The sequence below is a fragment of the Mixta hanseatica genome, assembly GCF_023517775.1.
Lineage (GTDB): Bacteria > Pseudomonadota > Gammaproteobacteria > Enterobacterales > Enterobacteriaceae > Mixta > Mixta hanseatica.
In genome coordinates this window covers 1,547,674-1,564,641 of the sequence record NZ_CP082904.1, presented here as the reverse complement: position 1 = coordinate 1,564,641, position 16,968 = coordinate 1,547,674, and the positions used below count along the sequence as shown (strand labels likewise).

Below are 16,968 nucleotides of genomic sequence, written 5' to 3'. Positions count from 1 at the left end.
CCGGAAACCGAACCGGAACGGACTAACCGCCTGTGAAGCCTGTTGTTATAGTGGCAAAGGTTTCGGATTTTAGCTACGTTTCGCTTTCTGAATATCACGCACCCGCTGCTTTTCCTCGTGCGCCATAAAGCGCCAGGCGATAAAGCCCACCAGCCCGACGACAAACAGAATCAGCGAGGCCAGCGCGTTAATTTCCGGGTTCACGCCGCGCCGCACGGTGGCGAATATCGCCATCGGCAAGGTGGTGGCGCCAGGGCCGGTAACAAAGCTGGCGATCACCAGGTCATCCAGCGACAGGGTAAACGCCAGCAGCCAGCCGGTAACCAGCGCCGGCGCGATCATCGGCACGGTAATGACGAAAAAGACTTTCAGCGGCGTTGCGCCGAGATCCATCGCCGCCTCCTCAATCGAGCGATCCAGCTCGCGCAGGCGTGAATTGATCACTACCGCCACGTAGGCGGTACAGAAGGTAACGTGCGCCAGCCAGATGGTGAGCATACCGCGATCGCTGGGCCAGCCGATAGCGTATCCCATCGCCACAAACAGCAGCAGCAGCGACAGGCCAGTGATCACATCCGGCATCACCAGCGGCGCGGTTAGCATAAAGGCGAAGCCGGTGGAACCTTTAAAGCGGCCAAAGCGGACGATCACCACCGCAGCAATGGTACCCAGCACCATCGCGGCGGTGGCGCTGAGCGCGGCGATAGTCAGGCTGAGCGTGACCGCGCTAATCATCGCGCTGTCCTCGAACAGCACCTGATACCAGTGTAGCGAGAAGCTTTCCCACACCGTCACCAGCTGCGAGCTGTTAAAGGAATAGACCACCAGCAGCAGCATCGGCGCATAGAGAAAACTAAAGCAGAGCAGCAGGATGACCAGCCGCCACGGAGAGCGAACCGCGGGCAGATTACTCATGCCTTTTCTCCCAGAGTCTTGTTTTGATGCTTATGGAACCAGATGATCGGCAAAATCAGGATCAGCAGAATAATCACCGCCAGCGCCGAGGCCACCGGCCAGTCGCGGTTATTGAAAAATTCCTGCCACAGAATGCGGCCAATCATGATGCTGTCCGGCCCGCCCAGCAGTTCCGGGATCACGTACTCCCCTACCGCCGGAATAAACACCAGCATCGATCCGGCGATGATGCCGTTTTTGGTCAGCGGCACGATGACGCTAAAGAAGGTTTTTAGCGGGCGCGCGCCCAGATCGAGCGACGCCTCCACCAGCGAATAGTCGATGCGCGTCAGCGCGGTATAGATCGGCAGCACCATAAACGGCAGATAGCAGTAAACGATACCGATATAGACCGCGGTATTGGTGTAGAGGATGGCCAGCGGATGATCGATAACGCCCAGCCACAGCAGAAAACGGTTAAGAATGCCATTGCTGTTCAGCAGCCCCATCCAGGCGTAGACGCGCACCAGGAAAGAGGTCCACGACGGCAACAGCACCAGCAGCAGCAAAATATTGCGCGCCGAGGGTTTACTGTGCGCCACCGCCCAGGCGAGCGGATAGCCCACCAGCAGGCAGATCAGCGTAGAGATCGCCGCCACCTTCAGCGACTGCAGATAGGCGTCGATATAAAGCGGATCGTCCGTCAACTGCAGGTAGTTCGCCAGGTTAAACACCAGCGTCAGCTGATCGTCCGCCCAGGAGAGCAGCTCGGTATAGGGCGGAATGGCGCGCGCGATCTCGGCAAAGCTGATTTTCAGCACGATCAAAAACGGCAGCAAGAAAAACAGCGCCAGCCAAAGATAAGGCAACGCGATCACCAGTTTGCGCCCGTGAGCGGTTTTCAGCCGGGTTAGCGTGCGGCCAACATTGCCGGCATGCGCGGCAGCAGCGGGTTGTTTCATCTCTGCCCTCTTATACTGTCAGCACGACGCAGCTGTTGGCGTCCCAGCTGAGGCGAACTTCATCGCCCCAGGTCGGCGCGCCCTCACGGAAGCGATGCGCGTTTTGCAGCTGCGCGCTGATCATCTGTCCGCTATGCAACCGCACATGATAAATCGACAGATCGCCCAGATAGGCGATATGCACCACTTCTCCCACGGCGAAGTTGCAGCCGTCGGCCGGCACCTGTTCGCACAGCATCACTTTTTCCGGACGCAGCGCGATAGAGACCGGCACGTTATCCATAATGGAGATGTCTGAGGCCACCTTCAGCGGATGCACCAGTCCCGGGCTGTCGATCACCAGGCCATCCGCGCGCCGTTCGCGCAGCAAACCCTCAAACACATTCACCGAGCCGATAAACTCCGCGCTGTAGCGGCTGGTCGGATGTTCATAGATCTCTTCCGGCTCGCCGATTTGCACAAACTTGCCGCGATTCATAATGGCGATACGCCCCGCCATGGTCATCGCCTCTTCCTGATCGTGCGTCACCATCACGCAGGTCGCGCCGACGCGCTCCAGAATATCCACCACTTCCAGCTGCATACGGTCGCGCAGTTTCTTATCCAGCGCGCCCATCGGCTCATCCAGCAGCAGCAGCTTCGGTCGCTTCGCCAGGCTGCGCGCCAGCGCCACGCGTTGACGCTGCCCGCCGGAAAGCTGATGCGGCTTACGTTTGGCGTACTCCTGCATATGTACCAGCGCCAGCATTTCCGCGACGCGTTCAGCGATATCGCCCTTCGACAGCTTATCCTGCTTCAGGCCGAAGGCGATGTTCTGCTCCACTGTCATATGAGGGAAGAGCGCATAAGACTGAAACATCATATTAATCGGGCGCTGATAGGGCGGCACATGGGAGAGATCCTGACCGTCCAGCAGAATCTGCCCGTGGGTCGGCGCCTCAAATCCCGCCAGCATACGCAGCAGGGTTGATTTACCGCAGCCTGACGCGCCAAGCAGCGCAAAAATTTCGCCTTTATAGATGGTCAGGCTGACATCGTCGACGGCGTGCTGCCCATCAAATGATTTGGTCAGGTTACGGATTTCCAGCAGCGGCGTTAGCGCCTTTGCGGTTTTTTGGGGATGACGGGGGATCGCGTCGTTCACTAACATCTCTCTCCGGCACGTAGCGGAAACTCGCGGCACGCGGCCGCACAAATGAGACAACAGAGGCCGATACCGCGCCTCTGTTGTCATTAACCTGCGATGGTGATTCGCGTCGAACGAATTACTTACCGCTTTTCACTTTGGTCCATGCACGAGTACGCACACGATCAAGTTTAGGTTCCTGTACTTTCAGTACGAACAGTTTGGACATGGTTTCCGGCCCCGGGAAGATGCCTGGGTTGTTGCGAACGTCCTCACTAATCAGCGGCAGCGACGCCTTGTTACCGTTAGCGTAGAACATCTTGTCGGAAATGTGCGCAATCACTTGCGGATCCATGATGTAGTTCAGCCACTGATAGGCAGCATCAAGATTTTTCGCATCTTTAGGGATCGCCATCATATCGAAGAAGGCCAGCGCGCCCTCTTTCGGAATGCTGTAGGCGATATTGACGCCGTTCTTCGCTTCCGCCGCGCGGTTTTTCGCCTGCAGAATATCCCCGGCCCAGCCGATCGCCACGCAGGTGTTGCCGTTAGCCAGATCGTTAATGTATTGAGAAGAGTGGAAATAACGGATATTCGGCCGCAGCTTTAACAGCAGATCGGTCGCCGCGCCGGAATAGTCTTTCGCATCGCTGCTGTTGGGATCTTTGCCAAGATAGTTCAGCACGGTGGCGAAAATCTCTTCTGGCGCATCCAGGAAAGAGACGCCGCAGCTTTTTAGCTTCTCCAGATTCTCGGGTTTCAGCACCAGATCCCAGCTGTCGACCGGCGCATCTTTGCCCAGCGCCGCTTTCACTTTTTCAACGTTATAGCCGATACCGGTGGTCGCCCAGAGATAAGGGATGGCATATTTATTGCCCGGATCGTGCTGCTCAACCTTTTTCAGCAGCTCAGGATCGAGATTTTTATAGTTGGGCAGCTTGCTCTTATCCAGCTCCTGAAACACGCCGGATTGCAGCTGACGCGCCAGAAAGCTGGACGACGGCACCACCACATCGTAGCCGGTACTGCCCGCCATCAGTTTGCCTTCCAGCACCTCGTTGGAGTCGAAAACGTCATAAACCACCTTAACGCCGGTCTGCTTCTCAAAGCCCGGTACGGTATCCGGTGAAATATAATCCGACCAGTTATACACATGCAGGGTTTTCTGTTCCGCCATCGTGCCGGCGGAAACTGCCATCAGCGCACCAGCTATCACACCAGACAACCATTTTTTGCCGTGGTTGTTTAACATGTTTTCCTTCCTCCAGAAACGGGGTCAATCTTCAGATGCTGACAAAAGAAACCAAACGGCTTCCTGCATGTAAAAAGAGAGAATGCATCATTATTCATCGCAGGCATAACAGGAAAAACTGATAGCTCTGCCGCGTTTACTGCATAGCTTATGCAGCCCCGCAAGCATAGCCGCAGCGCGGCGATCAGGCTATACCTCAGAGTAAAAAACGCCTTTTATCGATTATTTATGCATGTTTCATCTATGTGATACGCCAAACAGGACATAAACGGCGAGAAATATCTGGCATTAAAGGGCAAAGCGCAGAATAAAAATGTGAATTGCGCCGCTTGCCCGATAAGAACAACGGCAAGCGGTGCAAAAAAGCAAGGGATCGCGTAAGGGTGACTCAGTGCAGGACAGGCAATCGGCTGCCGGGAACGATGAGCTCTTCTTCCTCAATTTCGCCGTTCATCAACAGATTATTGGCGAAAGCCTCCATAATCACCATGGAGATTTGTTCTTCGCTCTGGCGCAGGAAGTGCGCAAACTGGCCATAGGTAATGCCAGCGTTGGTCATTAGCGACTGGCAGACAATCAGCTTGGGCAGGTTATCATCCTGAATATCGAGAAAAGCTTTTACCGTCAGCGAGGCGGCATTAATTTGTGAAAGGTCGCCCACCAGCGGGATCAGCGCCGTCGGTTTCACTTCGGCGAGGGCGGAGAAAAGAATGACGTTATCGACCAGATCGATCTTGGCATCGAAAACGCCATCAAAGTTTTGCATGTGCGGCAAATGTAGCGCCTGACAGGCGTCACACTCAAACCAGGTAATGCTTTGTTGATCCAGCCAACGTCGTAATACGTCTAAGTCTGGAACGACGAGTGAATCCATATGCTACTGCCCTATACCGCGATGAAATGAGCGCAATAGCTTACGGAAAAAGCAACCCGAAAACCACGTCCGTAGGTCAAAAAGAGCGGTTAACCCCCGGTTTTCAGACTGAAACCGGGGCGGGCATGTTGTTCAATCCACGCGATCATCATGGTGGCGATATTTAAACCGGTAGTGTTTTCAATGCCTTCCAGACCCGGCGAGGCGTTGACTTCCATTACCAGCGGGCCGCGCCGGGCGCGCAAGATATCCACCCCCGCCACGTCCAGACCGAGCGTGGCTGCCGCCCGCACCGCCATTTCCCGCTCGCGCGGCGTGATCTCCACGCGGCGGGCGCAGCCGCCACGATGCAAATTAGAGCGAAAATCGCCCTCTTTTGCTTCGCGCTCAATCGCGGCCACTACCTCATTGCCGATCACCAGACAGCGAATATCGCGGCCCTGCGCCTCTTTAATAAACTCCTGCACCAGAATATGCGCGTTCAGCCCGCGAAACGCATCAATCACGCTTTCCGCCGCCTGCCGCGTCTCGGCCAGCACCACGCCGATACCCTGCGTTCCTTCCACCAGCTTGACTACCAGCGGCGCGCCGCCGACCATCTCAATCAAATCGTGGGTATCGTCAGGCGAATGGGCAAAGCCGGTCACCGGCATATCGATGCCCTGACGCGCCAGCAGCTGCAGCGAGCGTAGCTTGTCACGCGCACGGGTTATCGCCACCGATTCGTTCAGCGGATAGCTGCCGCACATTTCAAACTGGCGCAGCACCGCAGTGCCGTAAAAGGTGGTCGCCGGGCCGATACGCGGGATTACCGCATCGAAATGCGGCAGCGGCTCGCCGCGATAGTGCACCGCCGCCGAAGCCGGATTAATGTTCATATAACAGGAAAGCGGGTCGATGATTTCAACCTGGTGACCGCGCGCCAGCGCGGCCTCACGCAGACGCTTACAGGAGTAAAGCGTTGCGTCACGGGAAAGGATGGCTATTTTCACCCGGCGTTCTCCGCAGCCGTTATCGCGTTGCCCAGCCCTGCTTATGCAGGTAATCAAGAATAAATGGACGGCTTTCGCGCACGATAGTACGGCGAATGTGATTACTGAAATTATCGCTGCGTTGATTGCTGTCGCGCTGCTGATAGTAAGCTTCCAGCTGGCGATCGTACTCATCAAGCTGATGGCGATCCAGCGGCTGATAGCGATTTTCATGCACCATCATCGTTGCGGGCATACGCGGTTTCAGATCGGGTTCATGCTCCGGCCAGCCGAGGCACATACCAAACAGCGGCAGCACATGCTGCGGCAGGCCCAGCAGGTCGGTCACCTGCTCAATACTGTTACGGATGCCGCCAATATAAACGCCGCCCAGCCCAAGCGACTCGGCGGCTACCATCGCATTCTGTCCCATAATCGCCGTATCGACGCAGCCTAACAGCAGCTGCTCCGCCAGCCCCAGCTGCGCCTGCGGGCAAATTTGCAGATTGCGCTGGAAATCGGCGCAGAACACCCAAAACTCTGCTGCCTGCGCCACATACTGCTGGCCGCCGCTGAGTGTCACCAGCTGTTCGCGTAGCGCTTTATCGGTGATGCGGATAATAGAAGAGCACTGTAAAAAACTGGATGTGGAAGCCGACTGCGCGGCGGCAATAATCGCCTCACGCTGTTCATCGCTAATCGGTTGATCGGTAAAAGCACGAATCGAACGATGCGTACGTAACAGTTCAATAGTCGGCGTCATGTCAATCTCCGGAAGTGTTATTGAAACATTTTATAGTAAAGCCTAACGGGCACCCTGGCGCATAGCCTGTGCACATTGTACCAACAGGCAGAGTCTGCTTTACAATCACGACGGTTGCGGTTCATGATGCCTTTACTGAAGGTAAAAGTGTGACATAATTCACACAAAAATGTGACATAAAGGAGATAACGATGCTTGCAGTCATTTTTGGTCGCCCGAGCTGCCCTTACTGTGTGCGTGCAAAAGAACTGGCGGAGAAGTTGACCGCAGAGCGTGACGATTTTACTTTCCGCTACGTTGATATTCAGGCAGAAGGCATTACCAAAGCGGATCTGGAACAAAAAACCGGTAAGCCAGTGGAAACCGTTCCGCAGATTTTTGTCGATCAGCAGCATGTCGGCGGTTTTACCGATTTTAACGCCTGGAGCAAAGCGAACCTGGGCGTCGCGCTGTAAACAACCGACGTAAAAAAAACCGGCCCGCTGTCGCGCGCCGGTTTTTTTATCGCTGCTAACGCGTTATGCGCGAGGCGGCCAGGGTACGCCACAGCATCACCAACAGCGCGCCGAAGCCGCACCAGAAGATAGCGCTGGTCATCCAGGCTAACTCCTGCAGCGGCGAAAACCGCATTACCGCGGAACTGAAGCCGAGCAGCAGGCAGCAAGGCGTTGCGGCTAGCGCCGCCAACAATGCCAGCGCCAGCGGCGTATTGCGGTTGATTAGTCCCGCGATCAGGCCCGGCAGCATAAACAGCAGCAGCCCGGTTTGCTCAGAGGTTTGCCCCGGCGCATCTTCAGCAACGCCGTAACGAGTCAGGAAAAATGTTGCGCAGTAAAGCGACATACACATCAGTACGCCCGGCCAGCGGACGCCATACAACAGCATAATTTTTCCTCGTTTATTTCTGCTAACCAGGATCGTCAAAAAATAACTATTCACGCCGAAGGCTGTTAAACAATTAACAGCTAAAAGTTAATAAAATTTTTTGTTTTCGCTATGGCTTTCGCTGGAGGTCTGAGGAATAAATGAATAAAATGAACGCCACTCGATACTTACTCCTGAATACATCTTTCCAGACGGTAACCTGACCGGCTTACCATCGCGATTACAGGAATTAACGGTAGCCTGGAATTTCAGGTCTTTCAACAAGTTACTGGTAAACAAGAAGTTAATACGTGAATATAAACGTCGCAGATTTGTTAAGCCGGAATGATATATTGTTATTATTCGTTGTACTGGCTTTAGGACTTTGCCTGGGTAAATTACGGCTGGGTTCAGTGCAACTGGGTAATTCCATTGGTGTTTTAGTGGTTTCACTATTACTGGGCCAGCAGCATTTTTCAATTAATACCGATGCGCTTAGCCTGGGTTTTATGCTTTTTATTTTCTGCGTTGGTGTGGAAGCGGGCCCCAATTTCTTTTCTATTTTTTTCCGCGACGGTAAAAATTATCTGATGCTGGCGTTGGTGATGGTCTCCAGCGCCATGCTATTAGCGCTGGCGTTAGGCAAAGCGTTCGGCTGGGATATTGGGCTAACGGCGGGCATGCTGGCGGGCGCGATGACCTCTACGCCGGTGCTGGTTGGCGCAGGCGATACGCTGCGGCAGTCGATGAACGACAGCCACCTGCTTGGCCAGATGCAGGATCACCTCAGCCTGGGCTATGCCCTGACCTACCTGGTAGGCCTGGTCAGCCTGATTTTCGGCGCGCGCTACTTGCCGCGCCTGCAGCATCAGGATCTGCCGACCTGCGCTCAGCAAATCGCACGTGAACGCGGCCTGGATACCGACAGCCAGCGCAAAGTTTATCTGCCGGTGATCCGCGCCTATCGCGTTGGCCCGGAGCTGGTGGCGTGGGCCGACGGAAAAAACCTGCGCGAGCTGGGCATTTACCGTCAGACCGGCTGCTATATTGAGCGCATTCGTCGCAACGGCATTTTGGCCAGCCCCGACGGCGACGCAGTGCTGCAGCTGGGCGATGAAATTTCCCTGGTCGGCTATCCCGATGCCCATGCGCGCCTCGATCCCAGCTTCCGTAACGGTAAAGAGGTGTTCGATCGCGATCTGCTGGATATGCGCATCGTAACGGAAGAGATCGTGGTCAAGAATAACAATGCGGTCAACCGGCGCCTGAGCCATTTAAAGCTGACCGATCACGGTTGTTTTCTTAACCGCGTTATCCGCAGCCAGATTGAAATGCCGATTGATGAAAGCATCATGCTGAACAAAGGCGACGTGCTGCAGGTCAGCGGCGAAGCCAGACGCGTGAAAAGCCTGGCGGATCGTATCGGCTTTATCTCTATTCACAGTCAGGTCACCGATCTGCTGGCTTTCTGCGCCTTTTTCATTATCGGCCTGATGGTGTTTATGGCGGGCGTGGGCCTGAGCGCGGGCAGCGGTCTGGGCCAGGGGCTGGGCGAAACCGGCTTGCTGATGCTGCTGAGCGGCCTGGCGGTCAGCCTGCTGCCGGTGGTGCTCTGTTACCTGTTTGGCGCCTACGTGCTGCGGATGAACCGCGCGCTGCTGTTCGGGGCGATTATGGGCGCACGCACCTGTGCGCCGGCGATGGAAATTATCAGTGATACCGCGCGCAGTAATATCCCGGCGCTGGGCTATGCCGGCACCTACGCTATCGCTAATGTTCTGCTGACGCTGGCAGGGACGCTGATCGTGATTATCTGGCCGGCGCTGGGCGGTTAAAAATATTTTAATCCGGCCGCGAACTTCTCTACACAAGGGGAGTCTGAATAAGTGCCACTGCTTTTCTTTGAAATCCCAAATTGTGGAGCCCGTTAATCGATGATTAGCGGGTTTTTTTATGCCTTGCTTTTGCCTCTTAATGTTTTCTTAAGCGCCGCTGCGCACTATGGCCCCTCTGTATCAGGCGATGGGCACGGTCATGCAACTCTCTTCAAAGTTAAACCAACACGAAACACTCCTCCCGATTAGGATTAACGCGCTTTACCCTTTATCCACGCGCTTTTACGCTATCCATGCTGTTTTACTGATGTTTTTTGGCCTGCTGTTTTTATGGCTGGCGCGTGACGGAAGCCTGGATATGACACTAACCGGTTACTGGTTCGATCCTATGACGCAGCAGTTTCCGTGGAAGGATAACGCCTGGTTGGATCTCATAAACCACCGCCTGTTGAAATATGTGGTGATTGCCACCGGCGTTTTGCTGCTGCTGGCAGGTCTGATGCGTCGTCAACAGCATTGGGTGCTGGTAGCGTTGCTGATCGGCGTCGGGTCGCTGGCGGTAGGGGTGCTGAAAGCAACCAGCGCGCACTCCTGCCCCTGGGATCTGGTGCAGTTTGGCGGCAAAGCTTTCTCTTATCCGCTGCTCGGTGCCGTGCCGGTGGAAAGCGGCCCCGGCCGCTGTTTCCCCGGCGGGCATGCCTCAAGCGGCTTCAGTTTAATGGCGCTGTTTTTTCTTTACTGGCCGTCGCGTCCCAGAATGGCCTGGCTCTGCTGGGGCGGCGCGATCGCGCTGGGTTTAGCGATGGGATATGGACAGATGATGCGCGGCGCGCATTTCCTTTCCCATAATTTATGGGCTGGCTGGTGGGTTTGGCTGGTGCAGCTGTTGATCTACGGGTGCGTAACGCATCTGATGAATAAGATGAGGAAGATATAATGATGGAAGAGTTGAACCGGACGCTATTTCTCTGGATCAACGCCACGCCGGATTCTGCGGCCTGGTTACTGGAACTGGCGACCTTTATCGCCAAAGATTTAATCGCCATCGTCCCGCTGCTGATCGCCGCACTCTGGCTGTGGGGCCCGCATAGCGGCGTTCGGGCGCTGGTGTTGAAAACCGGCATTGCTCTGCTCTGTGCCATGGCGATCTCATGGGGCGTGGGGCTAGTGTTTCCGCATCCGCGCCCTTTCGCCATGGGACTGGGCCATCAGTTCCTGTCGCATGAGCCTAACGAGTCTTATCCCAGCAACCATGGCACCGCGATTTTTACCTTTGCGCTGGCGTTTATCTTTTGGCATCGCCTTTGGTCCGGCGTGCTACTACTGGCGATCGGCACGGCCATTGCGTGGTCGCGGGTTTACCTTGGCGTACACTGGCCAATGGATATGTTAGGCGGCCTACTGGTAGGTATCCTGGGGTGCCTGTTCTCGCAAATGGCCTGGCCGTGGTACGGCGAGCCGTTAATGAAATTGCTGCATCAGATTTATCGCCTGCTCTTTTCCCTGCTGATCAGAAAAGGCTGGGTGCGTAATTAATTTCCCTTCGCTGACAGGCCTGTTTAACAGGCCTGTTTTTTATCCTGTGGTATTTATCATCTGATGCCTCCTGCCCTGACTTATTGCGCAAACGACAGGCTTTATAATTAATGAGATTGCGCAATCGGCATCAACAGCAGGCAATTTCAATTACAACTTACTGATTTCAATATAAATAAAAATAAAAGCGTTTAAAAAACAGGCAACCAGGCTCGGTATTTACAACCAGTAAATAAATAAAAGATCAGCCTTATCCTCCAGCTTTAACAACAAAATTAGAGAATTAAATTAAAAATAATTAAACATCCAGCTTATCCGACCTAATTTATTTGTCGCAGTGTGATCGTTATCACCTGTCAGAGTGCTTCTGGCACTTTTAACTTATTTAGATGGTGGTAGAGTGTGCCGCGAAAATGGAGAATTCCAATATTCATTCTATTTATCGACGGCGAAAAATTTGCAGGATAAAACTGAGCGCTGGCGATTTAATATTCATACGTTACTCATGGAGATGGTAATGGCTTCACAGCAAACCGCAATCCAGAACGAGCAGGCGACAACGCGCGTCAGCAGCTGGCGTAAAACCGATACCATGTGGATGTTAGGGCTGTATGGCACCGCGATTGGCGCAGGGGTACTTTTTTTACCAATCAACGCCGGCATCGGCGGGCTGATCCCACTGATTATTATGGCCCTGCTGGCCTTTCCGATGACCTATTATGCGCACCGCGGCCTGTGTCGCTTTGTGCTCTCCGGTAGTAAATCGGGCGCAGATATTACCGAAGTAGTGGAAGAACATTTCGGCGTCGGCGCCGGTAAGATCATCACGCTGCTCTATTTTCTGGCGATTTATCCCATCCTGCTGGTTTACAGCGTGGCAATCACCAATACGGTAGAAAGCTTTCTGACCCATCAGTTGCATCTGCAGGCTCCGCCGCGCGCGCTGCTGGCGCTGCTGCTGATTGTCGGGCTGATGACTATCGTGCGCTTTGGGAAAGAGGCGATCGTGAAGACCATGAGCCTGCTGGTGTTTCCGTTTGTGGCGGTGCTGATGCTGCTGGCGCTGTGGCTGATCCCGAACTGGAGCGGCGCGATTTTCCAGCACGCCTCATTAAGCGGCAGCGGTAACGGGCTGGGAATGACGCTGTGGCTGGCGCTACCGGTAATGGTGTTCTCTTTTAATCATTCGCCGATCATTTCCGCCTTCGCGGTCGCCAAACGTCAGGAGTATGGCGCAGAGGCAGAAGCTAAATGCTCACGCATTCTGGCGCTCAGCCATATGATGATGGTGCTGACGGTGATGTTTTTCGTCTTCAGCTGCGTGCTGTCGCTGTCGCCAGCCAATCTGGCGGAAGCCAAGGCGCAAAACATTTCAATTCTTTCTTATCTGGCCAACCATTTTAATACGCCGATGATGGCGTGGATGGCGCCGATTGTGGCGATGGTGGCGATTACTAAATCGTTTCTTGGTCACTATCTGGGGGCGCGCGAAGGCTTTAACGGGTTGATGATTAAATCATTGCGCGCGCGCGGCAAAACCATGAGCGAGAACAAGCTGAACCGCATTACCGCCCTGTTTATGCTATTGACCACCTGGCTGGTTGCCACCTGGAATCCCAGCATTCTTGGCATGATTGAAACGCTGGGCGGACCGATTATTGCCGTGCTGCTGTTCCTGATGCCGATGTACGCTATTAACAAAGTACCGGCGATGCGCCGCTACAGCGGTGCGCTGAGCAATATCTTTGTCACGCTGATCGGGTTGATCTCCATCTCCGCGATTATCTTCTCCCTGCTCGGCTAACTATTGCAAACCAGGCCAGCGTTCTGCTGGCCTTAGCTCCCTTCTACACGCAAAGCGCGGCTACGAGAACCACTGCCCAAACCAGCCGTTCAGCTTCATCATAATAAAGTCGAGCATCCGGCTAAAGAACCCGCCCTCCTGCACCGGCTCCAGCACCACCAGCGGCCGTTGCGCAATGGTTTTCCCATCCAGCTGGAAGTTAATGGTCCCGACTGGCTGATACTTTTTCAGCGGCGCCTGCAACTGCGGTGAACTAAGGGTATAGCTGGCCTTCAGATTTTTCATCTGCCCTTTCGCAATGGTCAGGGCGGCATCTTGCGCCACGCCCAGCGACACTTCCTTGCGATCGCCAAACCAGACGCGCTGCTGGGCAAACGGCGCATCGGCCTTCACCGGCGTCACCGTTTCATAAAAACGAAAGCCCCACGTCAGCAGCTTTTCGCTTTCCCGGAAGCGGATACTGTCGGTCTCTGCGCCCAGCACCACCGAGATCAGGCGCATATTTCCTTCGGTCGCCGAGGCTACCAGATTATTGCCCGCGCCTGAGGTGTGCCCGGTTTTGATGCCGTCCACGTTCAGATTGGTGCTCCATAGCAGGCGGTTGCGGTTGCGCTGGGTAATATTATTAAAGGTAAAAGACTTCTCTTTATTCAGCGCATACTCTTCCGGCACGTCGCGGATCAGCGCCTGCCCGAGCAGCGCCATATCACGCGCGGTACTGTACTGGCCCTCCGCATCCAGCCCATGCACGGTTTTAAAATGAGTATTTTTCAGCCCCAACGCGTTAGCGTAATTATTCATCAGCCCGACAAAGGCATCCTGACTGCCTGCCACGTAATCGGCCAGCGCAATGCTGGCGTCGTTACCTGACTGAATCACTATGCCTTTATTCAGCTCCGATACCGGAATGCGGTCGCCAGGCTTGAGAAACATCAGCGATGAGCCTTTCAGGATTGGATTGCCGGTCGCCCAGGCGTCATGTCCCACCGTCACCATATCGTCGCGGGTGATTTTGCCGCTTTTTAGCGCCTGGCCGATCACATAGCTGGACATAATTTTGGTCAGGCTGGCCGGATCAAGGCGCTGATCGGCATTGGCCTCCGCCAGCACATGGCCGCTGGCATAATCCATTAGCACCCAGGCTTTGGCTTCAATTTGCGGCGCGGCAGGCGCCTGTTCAGCAGTAACAACAACGGGAAGCAGCAGCAGCGTGCCGCAGAGCGCCAGCGAACCCACGCCGGCGTAAAGGCGCATTTTTTTCATGATGGAATCAAATAACCTGTGGAAATATCATAAGTTTCATAAGGATATGAATAGCAGCGTCCTACGCTAACCTGTCGGGGCGCTGATTAAAACGGCTGCTTCGTAAAGTTTCTTAGAGTTTATTAGAAAAACCTTAGTCTGCGCCTTAAGACAAATCACAGCGACCAGGGGGGATTCTGATTTTGCGTAAATCAATTAAGACGATCACAAAACTCCGCTAATCTGATTAAACCCGCTCCGAGGAGAATCACCATGGATTTAGCGCTTTTCGATCTTGATGAAACGCTGATTAGTGCAGACAGCAACAGCCTGTGGATGCGCTGGCTGGTATCGCAGGGCTACGCGCCGGAGACCTTAATCGCCGAGGAACAGGCATTAATGGCGCAGTACCGTCAGGGAGAGATCCCGCTGGAAGCCTATATGAACAGAACGCTGGCCCCGCTAACCGGTATGGCTACCCTGACGGTCAGCGGCTGGGTTCGCCGCTTTATTCAGCGTGATATTATGCCGCGCGTCTATCCCGCCGCTCGTGAACGGCTTGCCTGGCATCAGCAGCGCGGCGACACCATTATGCTGATCTCGCCCGGGGGCGATCACCTGTTAACGCCTATCGCCCAGCGGCTTGGCCTGCATGGCGCGCTGGCGGTTAGCGTGGAAATTATTAACGATCGCTACAGCGGTCAGCCGTGCAGCCCGGTTAATGGGCAAACGGCTAAAGCGCCCCATTTGACCGGCTGGAAATCGCTACGGCAGGAAAAAGAGTTTCATCACACCTGGGCCTACAGCGATTCCATTACCGATCTACCGCTGCTGGAACAGGCGGATCACGCCTGCGTCATCAACCCTGATAGCCAGCTGATGCAGGAGGCGCGTCAGCGCGGCTGGGAGGTTTCCCGCTGGGTGAAATAGCTGCCGGCCCGATCCCGCGCTAACGGGATCGGGCCGGTTCACGCACCGCCGCGCATTCAGGGCTGCAACCCTACCTTCAGCAGCTTACCGTTGCTCTCATCCGTTAGCACATACAGGTAGCCATCCGGCCCCTGACGCACATCACGTATGCGCTCGCCGCGATCCTGCAACAGGCGCTCTTCTTCAATCACCTTGTCGCCATTCAGGCTCAGGCGAATCAAATTTTTCTCTTTCAACGCACCGATAAACAACGAATTTTTCCAGGGCTGAAAACGTGCGCTGTTATAAAAGGCCATGCCGCTGATAGCGGGCGAGTTTTTCCACCAGTAGACCGGCTGCTCGGTGCCCGGCGCCTCGCCGCCCTGCGATTCCGGCACTTTATCTCCGCTATAGTCGACGCCCCAGGTCGCCAGCGGCCAACCGTAATTTTTCCCTTTCTGTGGGATATTCACCTCATCCCCACCGCGCGGGCCATGTTCGTTCTCCCACATTTCCTGCGTCCAGGGATTCAGCGCCAGCCCCTGTGGATTGCGCAGGCCATAAGCCCAAATCTCCGGACGCGCATTTTGCCGTTGGGTAAAAGGGTTATCCTCCGGTACCGTGCCATCGCCTTTCAGGCGAACCAGCTTGCCGGTGAGCTTATCCAAATCCTGGGCGCTGGCGCTGCGGAAGTTATCGCCAAAGGCAATCCACAGATAGCCCTGCCGGTCGAAGGCCAGACGCGTGCCGAGGTTAGCGCCGCTGGAAAGCTTCGGCTCCTGGCGCAGTACGACCTTAAAATCCGCCAGCCGACGCGCATCTTCGCTCAGCTGGCCATAGCCCACCACCGCCCCGGCACGGCCGCGGTTATCCGCTTCGGTATAGCTCAGCCAGACGCGGCGGCTTTGGCTGAAATCTGGCGCCAGCGCCACATCCAGCAGGCCGCCCTGACGCTGATGCCACACCTCCGGCACGCCTTCAATCGGCTGCGACAGCCCCTTATCCGGCTGCCACAGACGCAGCGCGCCTGAGCGCTCGGTAAGCAAAATGGTTTGATTATCCGGTAAGAAAGCCAGTGACCAGGGATGATCGAGCTTATCCTGCAGCTGCTGCACCGTAACCTGCGCCGCCAGCGTCGGGGCTGAAAACAGTAGCGCCCCGCTTAGGGCCAGAGAAATTAATGGACGAGTCATGACACACTCCTTTAGAAAACAGAAAGTAAACTGTGATTATTTTCACGCTTTCGTGCTTAAAACTTGCCCGAGTGTCAAAGCAAACTAATATTTCAACAGGCGTTAATATTTAATTTCCCTGGTGTTTGGCCCGTCTGCTGGCGGGCTTTTTTTTATCTTTCACGTTCACATCCCTTTAGTTATGCCGCCTGTGCCCCTTTATAAATTTTAAAACCAACTGGCGCAGGGATTAAGGCAAAACCCTCAACGCCCTGCTTTTAACAACTTGCGCTAATCTTTTACCGCTTCCGCTGGCCTGTATGCCTGCGGCCGGGCGGCCTTATTCCTGCTCCGCCGCTAAATCGGTGCTGACGCGCAGTTTATATAAATCGATTGCTTTATCCCGAATCACGTTCAGTTTTGCCTCAGCCGCCACCAGTGGCCAGATGGTGCCCTGCTGCTGCTGATAATAGGCGGCGATCGCCTCGTTATAGCCGTCGCGATAGTGCAGCCAGCTACGCTGTGCGGCGGTGATTTTTTGCCTGACGTCTGCCGGCTGTGTTTTCAGCAGCAGCTGATACTGCTTATTCAGCTCGCCATCCCACTGTTGAATTGCGCGGCTGTAACAGGCTGCGTTATCGGCGGTGCTGTTAGCGTGTAGTTTGCAATCCTGTAGCTGCTTATCAATATTTTCACCCGGCTGCGCCGCCAGACCGATGACAGGAAATATCAGTGAAAGCAGTAATAATGCGTTGAACTTCATT

General features: G+C 54.9%; 17 protein-coding genes. 6 read left to right on the top strand and 11 right to left on the bottom strand.

The features are described 5' to 3' along the window. Nucleotides 1–69 precede the first annotated feature (69 nt). From potI to nfsA, 7 genes are all read right to left on the bottom strand, one after another. Entirely contained in the window at nucleotides 70–915 is an 846-nt protein-coding gene (gene potI, locus K6958_RS07565) for a putrescine ABC transporter permease PotI (protein WP_249894064.1), read from the bottom strand. Continuing rightward, nucleotides 912–1,856 carry a putrescine ABC transporter permease PotH gene (potH, locus tag K6958_RS07560; protein ID WP_249894063.1) on the bottom strand — a complete coding sequence of 315 codons (945 nt, stop codon included), beginning with the start codon at nucleotides 1,854–1,856 and terminating at the stop codon, nucleotides 912–914. Before potH ends, potI begins: the two co-directional genes overlap by 4 nt. A gap of 10 nt (nucleotides 1,857–1,866) precedes the next feature. Beyond that, a complete protein-coding gene (potG, locus tag K6958_RS07555) occupies nucleotides 1,867–3,000 on the bottom strand; it encodes a putrescine ABC transporter ATP-binding subunit PotG (RefSeq protein ID WP_249894625.1) in 1,134 nt (377 codons plus the stop codon). A gap of 121 nt (nucleotides 3,001–3,121) precedes the next feature. Beyond that, nucleotides 3,122–4,234: a spermidine/putrescine ABC transporter substrate-binding protein PotF gene (potF, locus tag K6958_RS07550; protein ID WP_249894062.1), complete on the bottom strand. Its 1,113-nt coding sequence runs from the start codon at nucleotides 4,232–4,234 to the stop codon at nucleotides 3,122–3,124. A 388-nt stretch (nucleotides 4,235–4,622) separates the two neighbouring features. Then, nucleotides 4,623–5,108: a YbjN domain-containing protein gene (locus K6958_RS07545; RefSeq protein WP_249894061.1), complete on the bottom strand. Its 486-nt coding sequence runs from the start codon at nucleotides 5,106–5,108 to the stop codon at nucleotides 4,623–4,625. 89 nt (nucleotides 5,109–5,197) lie between these two features. Next, complete coding sequence (rimK, locus tag K6958_RS07540) at nucleotides 5,198–6,100, bottom strand: 30S ribosomal protein S6--L-glutamate ligase (protein ID WP_249894060.1); 903 nt, start codon at nucleotides 6,098–6,100, stop codon at nucleotides 5,198–5,200. Between the two features lie 19 nt (nucleotides 6,101–6,119). After that, the gene (nfsA, locus tag K6958_RS07535; RefSeq protein ID WP_249894059.1) at nucleotides 6,120–6,842 is read right to left on the bottom strand and encodes an oxygen-insensitive NADPH nitroreductase; all 723 of its coding nucleotides are present in this window, start codon (nucleotides 6,840–6,842) and stop codon (nucleotides 6,120–6,122) included. A gap of 191 nt (nucleotides 6,843–7,033) precedes the next feature. Here nfsA and K6958_RS07530 point away from each other — a divergent pair, with 191 nt between their 5' ends. Next, nucleotides 7,034–7,297, top strand: a complete 264-nt coding sequence (locus K6958_RS07530; protein ID WP_249894058.1) for a GrxA family glutaredoxin — start codon at nucleotides 7,034–7,036, stop codon at nucleotides 7,295–7,297. A gap of 55 nt (nucleotides 7,298–7,352) precedes the next feature. Here the strand turns inward: K6958_RS07530 and ybjM are convergent, their stop codons facing one another. Further along, entirely contained in the window at nucleotides 7,353–7,727 is a 375-nt protein-coding gene (ybjM, locus tag K6958_RS07525) for an inner membrane protein YbjM (protein ID WP_249894057.1), read from the bottom strand. Nucleotides 7,728–8,017: 290 nt separating this feature from the next. On the opposite strand from ybjM, the gene K6958_RS07520 reads away from it, so the two are divergent. The 4 genes from K6958_RS07520 (at nucleotide 8,018) to K6958_RS07505 (ending at nucleotide 12,881) form a co-directional block, all read left to right on the top strand. Then, on the top strand, nucleotides 8,018–9,541 hold the full coding sequence (locus tag K6958_RS07520; RefSeq protein WP_249894056.1) for an aspartate:alanine antiporter: 1,524 nt from the start codon (nucleotides 8,018–8,020) through the stop codon (nucleotides 9,539–9,541). Between the two features lie 199 nt (nucleotides 9,542–9,740). Further along, nucleotides 9,741–10,478 (top strand): phosphatase PAP2 family protein, encoded by a 738-nt coding sequence (locus K6958_RS07515; protein ID WP_249894624.1) that lies wholly within the window; start codon nucleotides 9,741–9,743, stop codon nucleotides 10,476–10,478. Nucleotides 10,479–10,480: 2 nt separating this feature from the next. Further along, complete coding sequence (gene ybjG, locus K6958_RS07510) at nucleotides 10,481–11,077, top strand: undecaprenyl-diphosphate phosphatase (RefSeq protein ID WP_249894623.1); 597 nt, start codon at nucleotides 10,481–10,483, stop codon at nucleotides 11,075–11,077. 517 nt (nucleotides 11,078–11,594) lie between these two features. Further along, nucleotides 11,595–12,881 carry an HAAAP family serine/threonine permease gene (locus K6958_RS07505; RefSeq protein ID WP_249894055.1) on the top strand — a complete coding sequence of 429 codons (1,287 nt, stop codon included), beginning with the start codon at nucleotides 11,595–11,597 and terminating at the stop codon, nucleotides 12,879–12,881. A 60-nt stretch (nucleotides 12,882–12,941) separates the two neighbouring features. Here K6958_RS07505 and K6958_RS07500 read toward each other — a convergent pair whose 3' ends face one another. Then, nucleotides 12,942–14,144, bottom strand: coding sequence for a serine hydrolase (locus tag K6958_RS07500; protein WP_249894054.1), 1,203 nt, complete (start codon nucleotides 14,142–14,144; stop codon nucleotides 12,942–12,944). 252 nt (nucleotides 14,145–14,396) lie between these two features. On the opposite strand from K6958_RS07500, the gene K6958_RS07495 reads away from it, so the two are divergent. Then, nucleotides 14,397–15,053, top strand: a complete 657-nt coding sequence (locus tag K6958_RS07495; protein WP_249894053.1) for an HAD family hydrolase — start codon at nucleotides 14,397–14,399, stop codon at nucleotides 15,051–15,053. A gap of 56 nt (nucleotides 15,054–15,109) precedes the next feature. Here K6958_RS07495 and K6958_RS07490 read toward each other — a convergent pair whose 3' ends face one another. Together K6958_RS07490 and K6958_RS07485 are read right to left on the bottom strand one after the other, a co-directional pair. Further along, nucleotides 15,110–16,225 carry a PQQ-dependent sugar dehydrogenase gene (locus K6958_RS07490; RefSeq protein WP_249894052.1) on the bottom strand — a complete coding sequence of 372 codons (1,116 nt, stop codon included), beginning with the start codon at nucleotides 16,223–16,225 and terminating at the stop codon, nucleotides 15,110–15,112. Nucleotides 16,226–16,544: 319 nt separating this feature from the next. Beyond that, a complete protein-coding gene (locus K6958_RS07485) occupies nucleotides 16,545–16,967 on the bottom strand; it encodes a lysozyme inhibitor LprI family protein (RefSeq protein WP_249894051.1) in 423 nt (140 codons plus the stop codon). Nucleotide 16,968 lies beyond the last annotated feature (1 nt).